This window comes from Pseudonocardia sp. DSM 110487 (assembly GCF_019468565.1).
Lineage (GTDB): Bacteria > Actinomycetota > Actinomycetes > Mycobacteriales > Pseudonocardiaceae > Pseudonocardia.
In genome coordinates this window covers 6,364,260-6,380,297 of sequence record NZ_CP080521.1, presented here as the reverse complement: position 1 = coordinate 6,380,297, position 16,038 = coordinate 6,364,260, and the positions used below count along the sequence as shown (strand labels likewise).

Below are 16,038 nucleotides of genomic sequence, written 5' to 3'. Positions count from 1 at the left end.
GTGCGATGAGAGCCGGCGATCGACTGGGCGGGACGTAAGCGTTTCGGAATCTGGACGGCCGTCGGCATTGCGTTGTATTGTTCCGACGCACGCCGCCGACGAGGGTGGCGCCCGTGTCCCGGAGGTGCGTGCCTGTGGCAAGCGCAGAGTCCGGCGTCAAGCCGTCCCGATCGGGGCTCGCCGTCGTCGCCATCTGCTTCCTCACGATCGTCTGCGACGGCTACGACCTGATCGTCTACGGCTCGGTGCTGCCGAGCCTGCTGGCCGAGCCCGGCTGGGGGATCGGCCCGGCGGAGGCAGGCGCGATCGGCAGCTATGCCCTTGCCGGCATGCTGATCGGCGCGCTCGCCGCGGGCGCGATCACCGATGTCGTCGGCCGCCGGAAGATCGTGTTGGTCGGGATCGTGTGGTTCTCCGTGGCGATGGGCCTGTGCGCACTGGCGCCGTCGGCCGGGACGCTCGGGCTGTTCCGCTTCCTCGCCGGGCTGGGCCTGGGCGGCGTGCTGCCCAGCGCCATCGCGCTCACCGTCGAGTACGCCCCGCGAGGCCGGCGGCAGCTGTACAACGCGCTGATGTTCGCCGGCTACTCGGTGGGTGGCGTGCTGGCCGCCGTCCTCGCGCTCACGCTCGTGGCCGACCAGGGCTGGCGGGTCATGTTCTGGATCGGCGTCGCCCCGCTGGTGCTCGTGCTGCCGCTCGCCGCGGCGTACCTGCCGGAGTCGGCGGGCTTCCTGCTGGCGAAGGGGCGCCGCGCCGAGGCGGAGGAGCTGGCGGCGCGGTACGGCGTCGCGCTCGACGAGCCGCCCGCCGAGCGGGCGGGCCCGCGGGTGCTCTTCACCCCGTCCTACCGCACCGCCACGCTGCTGTTCGGGGCGGCGAGCTTCTGCGGCCTGCTGCTGGTGTACGGGCTGAACACCTGGCTGCCGCAGATCATGCGGCAGGCCGGCTACCCGCTCGGATCGGCGCTGCAGTTCCTGCTGGTGCTCAACGTCGGCGCGATCGTGGGGGCCGTCGGCGCATCGGCGCTGGCCGACCGGTTCGGCCCGAAGCCGGTCACGGCGGCGGCGTTCCTCGCGGCCACCGGCTGCCTGCTCCTGCTGTCGTTCCGGCTCGACACGGCGGTGCTGCTGCTGGCCGTCGCGGTCGCCGGGCTGGGCAGCGTCGGCACGCAGATCCTCGTCAACGGCTACGTCGCCGTGCACTACCCGGCGGCGATCCGGGCCACGGCGCTGGGCTGGGCGCTCGGCGTCGGGCGGGCCGGGGCGATCGTCGGGCCGCTGTTCGGTGGCTGGGTGGCCGCCAGCGGGCTCGGGTTCGAATGGAACTTCTACGGATTCGCCGTGCCGGCCCTGGTCGGAGTCCTGCTCATCGCGCTGGTGCCGCGCGTGCGGGCCGTGGGGCCGAACGCCTGGCACGGACACCGTGCCGTGAAGCCTGTCGCCGATCGTTCGGAGGTCTGATGCGAGTCGCCGTCGCGGGCGGGGGACCGGGCGGACTGTTCCTGGCCGCGCTGATCCGGAAGCTGGATCCGTCCATCGAGGTCACGGTGTTCGAGCGCAACCGCGCCGACGACACCTTCGGGTTCGGCGTGGTGTTCTCCGACCGCACGCTCGCCGGGATCTTCGAGGCGGACCCGGTGCTGCGCGAGGCCCTGGACGCGCACGGCCGGCACTGGGACGCCATCGAGGTGCGGCTGAAGGGGGAGCGGATCCGCTGCGGCGGCAACGGCATGGCCGCGATCGTGCGGCGCACGCTGCTGGGGCTGCTGCAGGAGCGCGCCCGCGGGCTCGGCGCCGACCTGCGGTTCTCCACCGAGGTGGGCCTCGCCGACCTGCGCGGCTACGACCTGGTGGTCGCCGCCGACGGCACCGGCTCCCAGCTCCGCACGGCGCTGGAGCCCGCGTTCGGCTCGACGGTCGACACCGCCACGGCGAAGTTCATCTGGTTCGGCACCGACTACTTGTTCGACGGGCTCACGTTCGTGCACGAGCGCGGCCCCCACGGCGTGTTCGCCGTGCACGGCTATCCGATCAGCGCCGACGTCTCGACCTTCATCGTCGAGACCGACGAGGAGTCGTGGCGGGCAGCAGGGCTCGACGAGTTCGACGTGTCCCAGCCGCCCGGGCCCAGCGACGAGAAGACCCGCGCGTACCTGGAAGAGGTGTTCGCCGAGCAGATCGAGGGCCACAAGCTGCTGGTCAACAACTCGCGGTGGGGCAACTTCCGCACCCGCCGGACGGCCCGCTGGACCACCCTCGAGCCCCAGCCGGTCGCCCTGCTCGGCGACGCCGCGCACACCGCCCACTTCTCCGTCGGGTCGGGAACCAAGATGGCGATGGAGGACGCGGTCGCGCTCGCGCGGGCGCTCACGGCGCACCCGGGCGACCTGCCGGCCGCGCTCGCCGCGTACGAGGCAGCGGCTCGCCCGTCGGTCGACGCGATCCAGGGCTCCGCGCGCCCGTCGCTGTCCTGGTGGGAACACTTCGGGCGCTACCACGACGCGTTCGAGCCGTGGCAGTTCGCCTACCACTTCCTCTCCCGCAGCATCACCGACGCGCGGCTCGCCCGCCGCGACCCCGGGTTCGTGGCCGCCTCCCACCGGGCGTGGGTGGGGAGGCACGGGGCCGAGCCCCTGGACACGCCGTTGACGGCTGACGACACGACCTTCCCCGGCCGGTTGCTGCCAGAGGTGCCGACGGAGGCCGTGCGGGTGGAAGCCCCGGCCGACGAGTCCGGGCTGCCCGCGGCCCGGGACCGGGTGCGAGAGGTCGCCGCCGGATCGGAGTTGATCGCGGTGCACGGTGGGGCCGCCTTCACCCGCACGCTGCTGTGCGAGGAGGCCCGCCTGGTCCACGGCCGCACAGCGGTACTGGTCGAGGCGGACACGGACGAGGACCGTGCCCTGACGACCGTCCTGTCGGGCCGCGCCGATCTGGTGAGCCGATCATGAGCGCACCAGGGAGCCAGATCGCCGTCCCGGGGCCCTCGGAACAGCACCGCGGAGCCACGCTGCTGTCGGGGTTGTTCAACCCGGGTGGGGTCGCCGTCGTGGGGGCCTCCCGGGACCGCGCCAAGCTCGGGGCCGTCATGGCTCGGTCCCTTTCCGGATTCCCCGGGCCGGTTGCCTTGGTCAACCCCCGGGACGGGGGGATGGCGCCGTCCGTCGCCGCCGCGGCCGCCGAGCACGGGGCGATCGATCTCGCCGTGCTGTGCGTGCCCGCCGCCGTCACCGCATCCGCGCTCGCCGAGGCGGCGGCAGGGGGCGTGCGGGCCGCCGTCGTGTGCGGTGGCGGGTTCGCGGAGGCCGGGCCGGAGGGGGAGCGGCACCAGGCCGCGCTCGCCCGGGTCGCGGGGGAGACCGGCGTCCGCGTGCTGGGCCCGAACACCTCGGGCTTCCTCGTCCCGGGCCGCGCTCTCACGGCGACCTTCGTGCCGGGCGCGGCGGACGTGCCGGCCGGCCGGGTCGCGGTGGTCGCGGCGAGCGGCGGGGTCAACCACGCGCTCGCGTTCCTGCTGGCCGAGGCCGGGCACGGGGTGAGCCTCGCCGTCGGGCTGGGCAACGCCGTCGACGTCGGCGCCCCCGACGTGCTCGACCACCTCGCCGACGACCCGGCGACCACAGCGGTGGCGCTGCACGTCGAGTCGGTGGCCGACGGGCCGCGGCTGCTCGAAGCGGTGTACCGGCTGACCGCCCGCAAGCCGGTGGTCGCGCTCGTCGTCGGCCGGCACGACGTGGGCGCCTTCGCGCAGTCGCACACCGGCGCGCTCGCCACGTCGTGGCGCACCACCCGCGCCGCGCTCCGCCAGGCAGGCGCCGTGCTCGTCGGGTCCGAGCGGGAGCTGGTCGACGCCGTCGCGGCGCTCTCGCTGGTGCGGCTGCCCGCGGGCGCGTCCGGGGTGGGGGTGCTCACGGCACAGGCCGGCCCCGGGCTGCTGCTGCTCGACGACCTGCGCGGGCGGGGCATCGACATCCCCGAGCTCACGCCGCCTACGCAGGCTGCGGTCGGTGAGCTGCTGCCGCCGCTGACCTACCAGCGCAACCCCGTGGACACCGGTCGCCCCGGCCCGGAGTTCGGGGGCGTGCTGCGCGCGGTGGCGGCGGACCCCGCAGTGGACGTCGTGGCCGGGTACGCGCTGCACGAGCCGGATGCGCTCGACCTCGCCGCCGCGGTGGACGCCGCGGACGCCCAGGTGCCGCTCGTCGTGGGCATGGGCGGTTCGGGTCCCGAGGTGACGGCGGCCCGCCATGCCCTGCTGGCGCGGGGCATCCCGACGATGTCCGACCCGACAGGCGTGGCAACGGCGGTGGCCGCTCTGCTGTCCGACGCGGGCCGGGGGCTCCACGGATGGCTGCAAGGTGGCCATACTGCCGTCTCGTTGCAGGATGGCCACCTTGCTGACGCCGGGGCCGAGCTCGGGGTGGGGCCGTGGGATGAGGATGCCGCCAAGCGCGTCGTCGCCGCTTTGGGTGTCGCTGTGCCCGCTCGGCGCGCCTGCGCGGGGCGCGATGCAGCGCACCGCGCGCTCGCCGAGCTGGGTGGGCCGGTCGCGGTCAAGCTGCTGGACGCGGCCGTGCTGCACAAGACCGAGGTCGGCGGGGTGCGGCTCGGGGTGCGCACGCCCGCCGAGCTGGACGAGGCCCTGGACGCGATCGGGGCGGACCGGGTGCTCGTCGAGGGTATGGCGTCGCCGGGCGTGGATCTCGTCGTCGGTGCCCGCCGCGATCCGGTGTTCGGGCCGGTGGTGCTCGTCGGGCTGGGCGGCACGGTCGCCGAGGCGCTCGCCGACGTCGCCGTCCGCGTCGCACCGATCAGCCCGGACGCCGCGGCGGGCATGGCCGACGAGCTGGCCGGGCGCGCCCTCCTGGACGGCTGGCGCGGCGGCCCGGTGCTCGACCGCGCCGCGCTCGGCCGGTTCGTCGCCGCGCTCGGGGCGCTGCTGCACGCGCACCCGCACCTGCAGGACGTCGAGGTCAACCCGTTGCGGGTCACCGCTGATGGGCTGATCGCACTCGATGCCGTGATCACCGCCGATACGGAGGTCTCGTGATGGTCCGCGAAGGTGTCGTCCCCTGGCCGGAGGAGTTCGCGCGGCGGTACGTCGCGGCGGGCTACTGGCAGGGCAGGGCGCTCGGCGAGCTGCTGCGCGAGGCGGCCGAGCGCGACCCGGGCGCCGTCGCACTCGTCGACGGCGGACTGCGCCTGACCCGCGCCGGGCTGGCCGATCGCGCCGACGCGATGGCAGCCCGCCTGATCGGCCTCGGTCTCGCGCCGGGCGACCGGATCGTCGTGCAGCTGCCCAACAGCTGGGAGTTCGTCGTCCTCACGCTGGCCTGCCTGCGCGCGGGGATCGTGCCGGTGATGGCGCTGCCCGCCCACCGGCGCGCCGAGCTGGCCTATCTCGCCGAGCACGCGGAGGCGGCCGCGATCGCGGTGCCGGACCGGCTGCGCGACTTCGACCACCAGTCGCTCGCCGCGCGGCTCGTCACCGAGGTGCCGTCGCTGCGGCACGTGCTCGTGGCGGGTGAGGAGGTCGCCGCGGGCCACCACGACCTGCGCGGGCTGGGCGAGCCGGGCCCCGCGTGGTCGGGCCCGCACCCGGAGAGCCGGGACGTCGCGGTGTTCTTGCTCTCCGGCGGGACGACCGGGTTGCCGAAGCTGATCGCCCGCACCCACGACGACTACGCCTACAACGCGCTGGCCAGCGCGGATATGTGCGATCTCGACGCCGGGACGGTGTACCTGGTGAGCCTGCCCGCAGGCCACAACTTCCCACTGGCGTGCCCCGGGATCCTCGGCACGCTGCTGTCCGGCGGCCGGGTCGTGATGCTGCCTTCGCCCGAGCCGGTGCGGGCATTCGCGACGATCGCGGCCGAGGGCGTCACACACACCGCGGTGGTGCCCGCGGTGGCCGGCCGCTGGCTGGAGCACGCCACCGAGCACGGGTCGCTCCCGTCGCTGCGCGTGCTGCAGGTGGGCGGCGCGAGGCTGGCCGACGAGCTGGCCCGCCGCGTGCGCCCAGTGCTCGGCGCGACCCTGCAGCAGGTGTTCGGCATGGCAGAGGGCCTGCTCAACTACACCCGCCTCGACGACCCCGAGGAGATCATCTGCACCACGCAGGGCCGCCCGCTCAGCCCGGACGACGAGGTGCGGCTGGTCGACGAGCTCGACGAGGACGTCCCCGACGGCGAGCCCGGCTCCCTGCTCACCCGCGGCCCGTACACGCCGCGCGGCTACTACCGCGCCCCCGAGCAGAACGCGCGCGCGTTCACCGCCGACGGCTGGTACCGCTCCGGCGACATCTGCCGCCGCACGCCCGAGGGCAACCTCATCGTCGAGGGCCGGGACAAGGACATGATCAACCGCGGCGGGGAGAAGATCTCCGCCGAGGAGGTGGAGAACCTCGTCTACCAGCTGCCCGCCGTGAGTCAGGTCGCGGCGGTCGCGATGCCCGACACCGTCCTGGGCGAGCGGGTCTGCGTGTACGTCGTGCCGCGCCCCGGCACCACCGTCACCCTCGTCGACGTGCGGGAAGCGATGGACGCCGCCGGTGTGGCGAGGTTCAAGCTCCCCGAGCACCTGGAACTGGTGGACGAGCTCCCCACAACGAAGGTAGGCAAGATCGACAAAAAGGCCCTCCGCGCCGACGTGGCCGCACGGATGGAGGCGGGCGTCTGATCCGGCGCCACTTCACACACCCTGTACTGCCTTCACACAAGGCCCGCCCTATGTGAAGTGCGGATTCGATGTGTGAAGTAACGCCATGGGCGGTGGACCCTCCGCCATCAGGCGCCCGTCTCGCAGCAGCAGGCAGTAGTCGGCCTGCGCTGCCGCGGCCGGGTCGTGGGTTACCGCCACCACCGTGACGCCGTTGGCGGCCTCCTCGATCAGCGCCTCGTCGATGTACCGGCGGGCGTCGGTGTCCAGGCCGGCGGCGGGCTCGTCCAGCAGGAGCAGGTCCGACTCCTGGGCGAGCCCCTGCGCAACGAGGGCCCGCTGCCGCTGCCCTCCGGATAGCGTGCCGAGCGACCGGTCGGCGAGGTCGTGCACACCCAGCCGGCGCATGCAGTCCTCTACTACGGCCCGGTCGCGCGCCGTGAGCCGTCGCCACGGGCCGCGGGACGCCCAGCGGCCCATCGCGACCGTCGCGCGCACGGTGATCGGCAGCGTGTCCGGCGCCGCGCTGCGCTGCACGACGTAGGCGGGGGAGCGGCCGACGATCCGCTCCACACCGCCCGAACTCGGCGCGAGAACCCCGGCGAGGACGTCGAGCAGGGTCGACTTGCCTGCTCCGTTCGGACCGAGGACGGCCGTCACCCGGGCCCGCGGGATGCGGGCATTGATCCCGTGCAGGGCGGGGCGGCCGTGCCCCGCCACGAGGTCGCGGACCACGAGCGCATCGCTCATCTCACAAACCTCTCGAAAACGAAAATCATTGTCGTTACGGTACCAAGCGTGCTGCAGTGGTTGCTCGAACCGTTCGGGGTGTCGTTCGTCCGCAGGGCGCTGGTCGGCGGGGTGCTCGTGTCGCTCGTGTGCGCGCTCGTCGGAACGTGGGTCGTCCTGCGCGGCATGGCGTTCCTGGGCGACGCCGTGTCGCACGGGCTGCTGCCCGGGGTGGCGCTCGCGTCGTTGACCGGCCAGAGCATCCTGCTCGGGGCCGCGGTCAGCGCGGGCGTGATGGTGGCCGGGATCTCGCTGATCGGACGGTCCCCGCAGCTCAGCCGCGACACCGCGATCGGCCTGCTCTTCGTGGGAATGCTGTCGGTCGGCGTGATCGTCGTGTCGCACTCCGACTCGTTCGCCGTCGACCTCACCGGGTTCCTGTTCGGCGACGTGCTCGCCGTCGGTCCCGCCGACGTGGCGCAGTTGGCCGTCGCGCTGGCCGTCGCCGCGGTCGTCTCGCTGCTCGGCCACCGCGCGTTCGTCGCGCTCGCGTTCGACCCGCGCAAGGCCCGCACGCTCGGGCTGCGCCCGGCACTGGCGCATGCCGTGCTGCTCGCGCTGGTGACGCTCGCGATCGTCGCGTCGTTCCGGGTGGTCGGGACACTGCTGGTCTTCGGGCTGCTCATCGCCCCACCGGCGGCCGCGGTGCTGTGGGCGCGGCGGATCGGGACGATCATGCTCGGCGCGGCCGCCGTCGGCTGCGCCGCCACGGTGCTGGGCCTCGTTGTGTCCTGGCACGGCGGCACCGCCGCCGGCGCGACGATCGCGGCCGTCGCGGTCGTCCTCTTCTTCCTCTCCGCGCTCGCGTCCCACCTGCGCGGACGGCCGGCATGAGGGCGGCGGTCCTCGCGCTCGTCGCCGCCGTCATCACGGCCTGCGGAGCCCCGCCCGAGCCGGCCGAGGAGCCACCGCACGGCTTCGTGGCCGGCGCCGAGGAGACGGCCGAGGCGCAGCCGCGCCTCGTTGTCGCCGGGGACGGGGTGGTCCGGGTGCTCGACCTCGTCACCGAGGAGGTGCACGAGGTGGCCCGCGTGGATGCCACATCGCTCGCCGGGGACGGGCGGCACGCGTACGTCGGCGCCTCCGACGGCTCGGTCCGCGTCGTCGACGGCGGGTCCTGGATGGTCGACCACGGCGACCACGTCCACTACTACCGGGCGGCCGTGCGCGAGGTCGGGGCGGTGCCCGCGGCTCGACCGGTCGCGGCGAACGGCGACCCGGCCGTCACCGCCCTCACGCTCGCCGACGGCACGGTGCGGCTGCTCGACCGCGCCCAGCTGGACGAGGGCACGGTCGCCGAACTCTCGACGCTGCCCGGGCCTGCTGTGCCCTATGGCGGCCACGTGCTCGTGGCGGCCGAGCAGGTCGCCGTGCACGACCGGGCGGGTGCGCAGGTGGCCACGCTCGCGGAGCCCTGCCCGCAGCCGGAGGGCGCGGCCGCCGCGCGCCGAGCCGTGGTGCTCGGGTGCGCCGACGGGGCGCTGCTGGTCACGGAGTCCGATGGCGCGTTCCGGGGCGAGAAGGTCCCCTACCCGCGCCTCGACGTCGGGCGCGCCCGCGAGTTCCACCACCGGCCGGGCAGCGCGACGCTCACCGCCATCGCGGGCGAGACCGGCATCTGGGCGCTCGACGTGGGTGCCCGGACCTGGACGCTCCACGAGACCGGCCCCGTGGTCGCGGTCACCACGGCCGGAGCGGGCACGCCGCTGCTCACCCTCACCGCGGACGGCGTGCTGCACGCGCTCGATCCGGCGTCGGGCCGGGAGCTGGCCCGCAACCCGCTGCTCTCCGCGCCCGTGGCCGCAGGCGCGACGATCGCGGTCGACGCGTCCCGCGCGTATGTCAACGACCCGGCGACCGGCGTCGTCCACGAGATCGACTACGGCGACGCGCTGCGCGTGGCCCGCACGTTCGACCTCGGCGGCGCGGTGACGCACATGGTGGAGACCGGGCGATGAAGGGCCTGCTGGCGGTCGCCGCCGCGCTGCTGCTCGCGCTCACCGGGTGCGGGGCCGCAGCACCGGAGCGGTCGGTGGTGGTGACGACGAACATCCTCGGCGACGTCACCCGCAACATCGTCGGCGACCAGGCCGAGGTCACCGTGCTGATGGCGCCCGACGCCGACCCGCACTCGTTCGGTATCTCGGCCCAGCAGGCCGCGCGGCTCGAACGCGCCGGGCTCGTCGTGCACAACGGGCTCGGGCTCGAGGAGGGCGTGCAGCGCCACGTCGACGCGGCCCGGGCGGACGGCGTGCCGACGTTCGCGGCGGCCGAGGCCGTCGACCCGTTGCCGTTCAGCACGGACGGCAGCCCCGACCCGCACTTCTGGACCGACCCGCAGCGCGTGCGGCGGCTCGTCGACCTCGTCGCCGACCACGTGATCGAGCACGTCGAGGGGGTCGACGAGGCCGCCGTGCTCCGCAACGCCGCCAACTACGGCGCCGCGGTCGAGGAGCTCGACGCGGAGCTGGTCGCCCGCTTCGGTCGCATCCCGCCGGAGCGGCGCAAGCTCGTCACCAACCACCACGTGTTCGGCTATCTCGCGCAGCGGTACGGGTTCGAGGTCGTCGGGGCGGTCATCCCCGGCGGCACGACGCTGGCCTCGCCGAGCGCGTCGGACCTGGAGTCGCTCGCGACGGCGGTGCGCGCCGCCGGCGTGCCGGCGGTCTTCGCCGACTCCTCGCAGCCGGACCGGCTCGCCCGCGTCCTCGCTGACCGCGCCGGCGTGCACGTCGCTGTCGTGCCGCTCTACTCCGAGTCCCTGACCCGCGACGGCGGGGGCGCGGCCACCTACCTCGAGATGATGCGCGCCAACGCGGATGCGATCGCGCGCGCTCTCGGGACCTGAAGATCACGACGGAAGGCGATCGCATGTCCATTCCATCCCGCCTCGCGGTGCTCGCGGCCGGGCTGCTGGTGCTCGGCGCGTGCGGCGGCGCACCCGAGCAGGCGGCCGCTCCGACGGTGACCGAGCCGCTGGTCACCACCTACGACGGCGGCATCCACGTCCTCGACGGCACGACTCTGCAGCTGGCGAAGGACATCCCCCTTACAGGCTTCAACCGGGTCAACCCGGCGGGTGACGACCGGCACGTCCTCGTGTCGACCTCCACCGGCTTCCAGGTGCTGGACGCCGCCGCCGCGACGCTCACCGACGTCGAGTTCCCCGGCGCCGAGCCGGGGCACGTGGTGCGCCACGGCGGCCGCACCGTGCTGTTCACCGACGGCACCGGGCAGGTCCGGGTCATCGACCCGGCCACGTTCGGCACCGGTACGCCGAACGTCCGCGAACACACGACACCCGAGCCGCACCACGGGGTAGCCGTCGAGCTCGCGAACGGGGAGCTCGTGACGACCATCGGGAACGAGGAGGAACGCCCCGGCATCGTCGTGCTCGACGCGCAGCGCCGAGAGATCGCGCGGAACGAGGACTGCCCCGGCGTGCACGGCGAGGCCACCGCCCAGGGGGAGGCGGTCGTGATCGGCTGCGAGACCGGCGCGCTCGTCTACCGGGACGGCGTGCTCACCAAGATCACCAGCCCGACGCCGTACGGCCGGATCGGGAACCAAGCCGGCTCCGACGCCTCCCCGATCACCCTCGGCGACTACAAGCAGGACGAGCACGCCGAGCTCGAACGGCCCACCGTCATCTCGCTCATCGACACGAGGGACGCGAGCCTCCGGCTGGTCGACATCGGCACGAGCTACACCTTCCGCTCGCTGGCCCGCGGCCCGCAGGGCGAAGGCCTCGTACTCGGCACCGACGGGCAGATCCATGTGATCGACCCGGTCGCCGGCGCCGTCACGCGGACGATCCCGGTGGTCGCCCCGTGGCAGGAGCCGATCGAATGGCAGCAGCCCCGCCCAGCGATCTTCGTGCGGGAGGGCACGGCCTACGTGAGCGAACCGGCGACCGACACGGTGCACGCCGTCGACATCGCCGGGGGCACGAAGACGGCGTCGGTCACCCTGCCGGCGACCCCGAACGAGCTGAGCGGGGTCCTCCCGGGACACTAGTCCCGCTCCGCCGGTGGCGAACCCGCTCGCGTCGACGGGGATGCCCGGCCAGGCTGTCGGCATGGACTACGTCCTGCTGCACGGGACCACCCAGTCGACAGCCGGCTGGGAGCGGCTGGTGGCTGCCCTCGCGAGCCGGGGCCACCAGGCGCTGGTCGTGGACCTCCCGGTCGACCGTCCCGACCTGCTAGCCGCCGACTACGCCCGCATTGCGGCCGACCAGGTCGGGGGAGCAGTGGCCCGGCCGGTGGTGGTCGCCCACTCCGGCGCAGGCCTCCTGCTGCCCGCCGTCGCGGATGGCCTGGACGCCGCCCACCTGGTGTGGCTCGCCGCAGCGGTGCCCGACTTCGGCGGCGGTGCGAGCTTCCTGGAGCAGATCGAGCGTGCGGGCTCGGAGCTGGTTCACGAGGAGTGGCGCCGGTTCGGCCGGGAGTCGACCGAGGACCCGGTCGTCGCGGCGTACTTCGGCTTCCACGACTGCGACCTGGAGACCCTGCGCTGGGCGCTCACGACGATTCGCCTGTTCTACCCGGCCGCCGTCTACGCGGAGCGCCCCTCCGCGCCACCGGCCCGGCCGTCGACGTATGTGCTGCCCCGGCAGGACCGGACGCTGCGGCCAGCGTGGATGGGAACGGCCGCGAGGGAGCGCCTCGGGGTCGAGCCGATCGAGATCGACGCGGGACACTTCCCGCACGTCTCGCAACCGGACGCGCTAGCCGACATCCTGGAACGCGAGTCGGGCGGCGCGTAGGTCGGAACGCAGCCGGTCCTCCACCGGGACAGCCGAGTCGGAGTACTCGCCGGAGAGACAGATCGGCCCCGTCCAGCCCAGCCGGGCCAGCTCCGCGAACGCCGCCGACCAGTCGGCCATGCCGTCCGGGCCGGGCACCCACCGGTGCCTCCACCCTCCGTCGGATCGCGCGTAGACGGCGTTCTTGAGGTTGACGATTGCCAGCCGGTCGGCCACCAGCTCCAGTGTGACGCCGGGGTCGTCGCCTGCGAGGGCGTCGTGGCCAGCGTCCCAGACCACGCGGAACCGGTCGACCGGGAGCCCGTCGAGCAGCTGCGCCACGCCCAGCGCGGAGGAGACGAAGCGGCCGTGGTGCGGCTGCACGCCGACCTGCACGCCGTACCGCTCGGCCAGTGGCGCGGCCTCCTCCAGCTGCTTGCGGACCCGCGCCACCGAGGCCGCGTAACCGTCCGGCCCCAGCCTGGCCATGATCCGGATGAGCGGCACGCCGGCACTCGCGCAGGCGGCGAACGTGGACTCGGCGAGGTCGCCCGCGATGCTGATGATGTCGACGCCCTCGGCGCGCATCCGCTCGACGAAGCCGGGCAGCCGCTCCTCCGCCTCGCCCGGTGTGACGTGCGCGTTCTCGCGCACCGGGACCTCGGCGCCGGTGAAGCCGAGCCCGGCCACCAGCGGGCCGAGCTCATCCGCGGGCAGCGCCGACCATGGCTTCGTGAAGACGGACCAGACGAATGTCATCTCAGCGACCTCCGAACCCGCTCATGGTGATGCCCCTGACGAACCAGCGCTGCGTCAGGAAGAAGATCACGATAAGGGGCACCGTCGTGACCGTCGCGGCCATCAGCAGCAGGTTCCACTGGGTGCCGTGGGTGTCCTGGAAGGCCTGCAGCCCGACCGGGATGGTGCGGGTGGCATCGGTGTTGGAGATGACGAGCGGCCAGAGCAGGTTGTTCCACTGGCCGATGAACTTGAACACCGCGAGCGTCGCGATCGCGGGCACGGCCAGCGGCAGGATGATCCGCGTGAACGCCTGCCAGCGGTTCGCGCCGTCGATGCGGGCCGCCTCCTCGTAGTCGCGGGGGATGCCGAGGAAGAACTGGCGCAGCAGGAACACACCGAGCGCGGTGAACGCGTGCGGAATGATCATCCCGGCCCACGTGTCGATCCCCTGCAGCTTCGCCACCAGCACGAACTGCGGGATCAGCGTCACCTGCGTCGGGATCATGAGCGTGGCGAGGTAGATCCCGAACAGCACGCCCCGCCCGCGGAACTCCAGCCGCGCGAACGCGTACGCCGCGAGCGCCGCCGTGGCCGTTTCCAGCAGGGTTGTGCCGCCCGCGAAGATCACGGTGTTGAGCAGGTACTGCCCGAGCGGCACGAGGTCGAAGGCGCGTTCCAGGTTCTCCGGGTGCCAGCTGGTCGGCCAGAACGACGGGGTGGCGGCCATCGACTCGGCGTCGGACTGGAAGGCGACGATCACCATCATCACGACCGGGATCAGCGTGACGGCGGTGACGAGGAAGCAGGTGAAGACGACCAATCTGCGAGTGAGCTCAGTTGTCATAGTGGACCAGCCTTCGCTGGAGGAGGAACTGGATCCCGGTGATCACGGCGATGAACGCGAAGAGCACCAGCGACTGCGCGGCGGCGTATCCCTGTTCGTAGTTCTCGAAGCCGGTCCGGTAGATGTACATGACGAGCGTGGTGGTGCCGGTGCCCGGACCGCCGTTCGTCATGATCAGCGCCTGGTCGAACACCTGGAACGACCCGATGATCGACGTGACGATCACGAAGAAGAACGACGGCGAGAGCATCGGGATCGTGACGGAGCGGAAGCTCTGCCACGGGCTCGCGCCGTCCACCCGCGCGGCCTCGTAGAGCTGCTGCGGGATGGCCTGCAGGCCGGCGAGGAACACCACCATGCCGAAGCCGAAGCCCTTCCAGACGCTCATCAGGATCAGCGCGGGCATCGCCCACGTGTCGGAGATGAGCCACGCGGGCCCGTCGATGCCGACCAGTCCGAGCACGGCGTTCACGAGCCCGCCGGTGGGGATGTAGAGCCAGATCCACACGAACGCCACGGCCACGGTGATGGTGGCGTAGGGCAGCAGCAGGAGCGAGCGGAACACCGCGATCCGCCGCAGCCCCCGGTTGAGCAGGAGGGCGAGCGCCAGGCTCACCGCGATGGTCAGCGGCACGCTGGCGAGCGTGAAGTAGCCGGTGTTGACGAGCGCCGACCAGAACGTCGGGTCGTCGCCGAGGCGCCAGAAGTTGTCCAGCCCGGCGAACGTCGGCGGGCTGAACAGGTTCCAGTCCAGCAGCGAGATCACCCCGGCGGCGAGGACCGGGCCCGCCGTGAACACCGCGAACCCGATGAAGCTCGGCAGCAGGAACAGCCACGCCGCGCGGGCCTGGCCGTCGCGCCTCCGCCGTCGTGGCGGGGGTGGGCCGGGCGGGGTCGTGGTTCTCGGGACGGTCTGGACGGCCACGTTGCCCTCCTTCAAGCGGCGCCAGCCGCTGTTCATTTGCGCAGCTCGGCGAGGCGCACGTTGTCCTGGTGCTGGGTCATGAGGACGTCCAGCCGCGGGGTCAGGCCTGCGACCACCTCGGCCGGGGTGAGCTGCCCGAGGAAGCCGCGGGGCAGGTCCTGGTCGAGCATCTGTTTGATCTGGTTCCAGTTGGTGGTGACCTCGAACGGGTGCCCGCCGGCGATCTCGCCGGCGAGGATCCGCTGGACGATGCCGACGTTCGCGGGCGGCGGCTGGAACGCGGAGCCCGCCGAGTATCGGGCCGGGTTGTTGCGGCCTGCCCCGGCGTAGATGTTGAGCGCGCCGGTGCTGGTGAGCGTCTTGAGCAGGGTCCATGCCAGCTCGAGATCAGCGCCCCCGACGGCGGCCGGGATGGCGAAGCCGGACCCGGACACTCGCGGCATGCTGCCGGCAGGCCCGGCGGGGAACGGCACGATGTCCCACTCGAACTCGGCCTTGCGCACGTTCACCACCTGCCACGGGCCGTTCTGCATGAACGCGACGTTGCCCTCCATGAAGTTGGCGCGCGCGTTCGTCGGGACGAGGCTGGTGATCGGCGGCGTGACCTTGTCGCGGACGAACAGGCCGACCAGGAAGTCGAATGCCTCCATCGCCTCCGGCTCGTCCAGTGCGCCCGCGGTGGCGTCGGCGTTCATCACGTTGCCGCCCGCGCAGTAGATCCAGGAGATGAGGTTGTCGATGTCCGGTGCAGAGGTGAACCCGTACCGGTCGGGCGGCGCGCTGAGCTCGATGGCGAGCTCCCGGAACCGGGCCCAGGTCATCGGCTCGGTGAGCGACGGCGCGTCGATGCCGCGTTCCGCGAGCAGCGTCTTGTTGACGTAGAGGACGTTCGGCGCCACGTCGAACCCGACCATGTAGGGCCGGCCGGCGAAGGAGGAGATGGCGCGAATGGGCGGGTAGAAGTCGTCGGCGTCGAAGTCGGGGTCGGCGGCGATGAGGTCGTCGAGCGGGCGGAGCGCGCCCCGTGCCGCGTAGGTGGGCAGCAGCTGCCCGTTGATCGCGGTGACGAGGCTCGCCGTGCCGCTCACGAGCTGCAGGTCGAGCTTGGTCGGGTAGCCGTTCGAGGGGGTGAGGTTCGGGACCGACCGGACGCCGAGCCGCTGCTCGACGTACTGGCTGAAGTTGGCCCAGACCTCGGCCTCCTCGGGGCTGCTCGACCACATCGACCAAGTCGCGGCGCCGTCCGGGCGGGACCCGCAGCCGGCGAGCAGTCCGGTGAGCGCAGCAACTTTCAGGAGGTCACGGCGCGTGAGTCGGTGAGGCATCGTCGGCTCCC

14 protein-coding genes are annotated in these 16,038 nt (G+C 73.1%); 9 read left to right on the top strand and 5 right to left on the bottom strand.

From position 1 onward, the window contains the following. Positions 1–134 precede the first annotated feature (134 nt). Genes K1T35_RS29720 through K1T35_RS29705 form a run of 4 tightly spaced genes read left to right on the top strand, consistent with a single transcriptional unit; the run spans position 135 to position 6,677 of the window. The gene (locus tag K1T35_RS29720; RefSeq protein ID WP_220255103.1) at positions 135–1,460 is read left to right on the top strand and encodes an aromatic acid/H+ symport family MFS transporter; all 1,326 of its coding nucleotides are present in this window, start codon (positions 135–137) and stop codon (positions 1,458–1,460) included. Continuing rightward, positions 1,460–2,950, top strand: coding sequence for an FAD-dependent monooxygenase (locus K1T35_RS29715; protein WP_220255102.1), 1,491 nt, complete (start codon positions 1,460–1,462; stop codon positions 2,948–2,950). The genes K1T35_RS29720 and K1T35_RS29715 overlap by 1 nt, the downstream gene beginning before the upstream one ends. Further along, the gene (locus K1T35_RS29710; protein ID WP_220255101.1) at positions 2,947–5,049 is read left to right on the top strand and encodes an acetate--CoA ligase family protein; all 2,103 of its coding nucleotides are present in this window, start codon (positions 2,947–2,949) and stop codon (positions 5,047–5,049) included. The genes K1T35_RS29715 and K1T35_RS29710 overlap by 4 nt, the downstream gene beginning before the upstream one ends. Beyond that, entirely contained in the window at positions 5,049–6,677 is a 1,629-nt protein-coding gene (locus K1T35_RS29705) for a (2,3-dihydroxybenzoyl)adenylate synthase (RefSeq protein ID WP_220262937.1), read from the top strand. The genes K1T35_RS29710 and K1T35_RS29705 overlap by 1 nt, the downstream gene beginning before the upstream one ends. A 48-nt stretch (positions 6,678–6,725) precedes the next feature. Here K1T35_RS29705 and aztA read toward each other — a convergent pair whose 3' ends face one another. Further along, complete coding sequence (gene aztA / locus K1T35_RS29700) at positions 6,726–7,406, bottom strand: zinc ABC transporter ATP-binding protein AztA (RefSeq protein ID WP_220255100.1); 681 nt, start codon at positions 7,404–7,406, stop codon at positions 6,726–6,728. Positions 7,407–7,457: 51 nt separating this feature from the next. Here aztA and aztB point away from each other — a divergent pair, with 51 nt between their 5' ends. Genes aztB through K1T35_RS29675 form a run of 5 tightly spaced genes read left to right on the top strand, consistent with a single transcriptional unit; the run spans position 7,458 to position 12,213 of the window. Beyond that, on the top strand, positions 7,458–8,279 hold the full coding sequence (gene aztB / locus K1T35_RS29695; RefSeq protein ID WP_220262936.1) for a zinc ABC transporter permease AztB: 822 nt from the start codon (positions 7,458–7,460) through the stop codon (positions 8,277–8,279). Further along, complete coding sequence (locus tag K1T35_RS29690) at positions 8,276–9,403, top strand: hypothetical protein (protein ID WP_220255099.1); 1,128 nt, start codon at positions 8,276–8,278, stop codon at positions 9,401–9,403. The genes aztB and K1T35_RS29690 overlap by 4 nt, the downstream gene beginning before the upstream one ends. Then, entirely contained in the window at positions 9,400–10,293 is an 894-nt protein-coding gene (aztC, locus tag K1T35_RS29685) for a zinc ABC transporter substrate-binding protein AztC (RefSeq protein WP_220255098.1), read from the top strand. Before K1T35_RS29690 ends, aztC begins: the two co-directional genes overlap by 4 nt. A 23-nt stretch (positions 10,294–10,316) precedes the next feature. Further along, positions 10,317–11,462, top strand: coding sequence for a zinc metallochaperone AztD (gene aztD, locus K1T35_RS29680; protein ID WP_220255097.1), 1,146 nt, complete (start codon positions 10,317–10,319; stop codon positions 11,460–11,462). Between the two features lie 13 nt (positions 11,463–11,475). Next, positions 11,476–12,213, top strand: a complete 738-nt coding sequence (locus K1T35_RS29675) for an alpha/beta hydrolase (RefSeq protein ID WP_255620879.1) — start codon at positions 11,476–11,478, stop codon at positions 12,211–12,213. Here the strand turns inward: K1T35_RS29675 and K1T35_RS29670 are convergent. Genes K1T35_RS29670 through K1T35_RS29655 form a run of 4 tightly spaced genes read right to left on the bottom strand, consistent with a single transcriptional unit; the run spans position 12,175 to position 16,027 of the window. Then, positions 12,175–12,951 (bottom strand): sugar phosphate isomerase/epimerase, encoded by a 777-nt coding sequence (locus K1T35_RS29670; RefSeq protein ID WP_220255096.1) that lies wholly within the window; start codon positions 12,949–12,951, stop codon positions 12,175–12,177. The genes K1T35_RS29675 and K1T35_RS29670 overlap by 39 nt on opposite strands. A gap of 1 nt (position 12,952) precedes the next feature. Continuing rightward, on the bottom strand, positions 12,953–13,777 hold the full coding sequence (locus tag K1T35_RS29665) for a carbohydrate ABC transporter permease (protein WP_220255095.1): 825 nt from the start codon (positions 13,775–13,777) through the stop codon (positions 12,953–12,955). Next, entirely contained in the window at positions 13,767–14,702 is a 936-nt protein-coding gene (locus tag K1T35_RS29660) for a carbohydrate ABC transporter permease (RefSeq protein WP_220255094.1), read from the bottom strand. Before K1T35_RS29660 ends, K1T35_RS29665 begins: the two co-directional genes overlap by 11 nt. Before the next feature lie 32 nt (positions 14,703–14,734). Beyond that, positions 14,735–16,027 carry a sugar ABC transporter substrate-binding protein gene (locus tag K1T35_RS29655; protein ID WP_220255093.1) on the bottom strand — a complete coding sequence of 431 codons (1,293 nt, stop codon included), beginning with the start codon at positions 16,025–16,027 and terminating at the stop codon, positions 14,735–14,737. Positions 16,028–16,038: the final 11 nt, after the last annotated feature.

What these genes read in the sequence shown, in the direction of transcription:
- K1T35_RS29715 (WP_220255102.1), top strand. Translation starts at nt 1,460, where the DNA reads ATGCGAGTCGCCGTCGCGGGCGGGGGACCGGGCGGACTGTTCCTGGCC.
- K1T35_RS29710 (WP_220255101.1), top strand. Translation starts at nt 2,947, where the DNA reads ATGAGCGCACCAGGGAGCCAGATCGCCGTCCCGGGGCCCTCGGAACAG.
- K1T35_RS29705 (WP_220262937.1), top strand. Translation starts at nt 5,049, where the DNA reads ATGGTCCGCGAAGGTGTCGTCCCCTGGCCGGAGGAGTTCGCGCGGCGG.
- aztA (WP_220255100.1), bottom strand. Translation starts at nt 7,406, where the DNA reads ATGAGCGATGCGCTCGTGGTCCGCGACCTCGTGGCGGGGCACGGCCGC.
- K1T35_RS29690 (WP_220255099.1), top strand. Translation starts at nt 8,276, where the DNA reads ATGAGGGCGGCGGTCCTCGCGCTCGTCGCCGCCGTCATCACGGCCTGC.
- aztC (WP_220255098.1), top strand. Translation starts at nt 9,400, where the DNA reads ATGAAGGGCCTGCTGGCGGTCGCCGCCGCGCTGCTGCTCGCGCTCACC.
- aztD (WP_220255097.1), top strand. Translation starts at nt 10,317, where the DNA reads ATGTCCATTCCATCCCGCCTCGCGGTGCTCGCGGCCGGGCTGCTGGTG.
- K1T35_RS29670 (WP_220255096.1), bottom strand. Translation starts at nt 12,951, where the DNA reads ATGACATTCGTCTGGTCCGTCTTCACGAAGCCATGGTCGGCGCTGCCC.
- K1T35_RS29665 (WP_220255095.1), bottom strand. Translation starts at nt 13,777, where the DNA reads ATGACAACTGAGCTCACTCGCAGATTGGTCGTCTTCACCTGCTTCCTC.
- K1T35_RS29655 (WP_220255093.1), bottom strand. Translation starts at nt 16,027, where the DNA reads ATGCCTCACCGACTCACGCGCCGTGACCTCCTGAAAGTTGCTGCGCTC.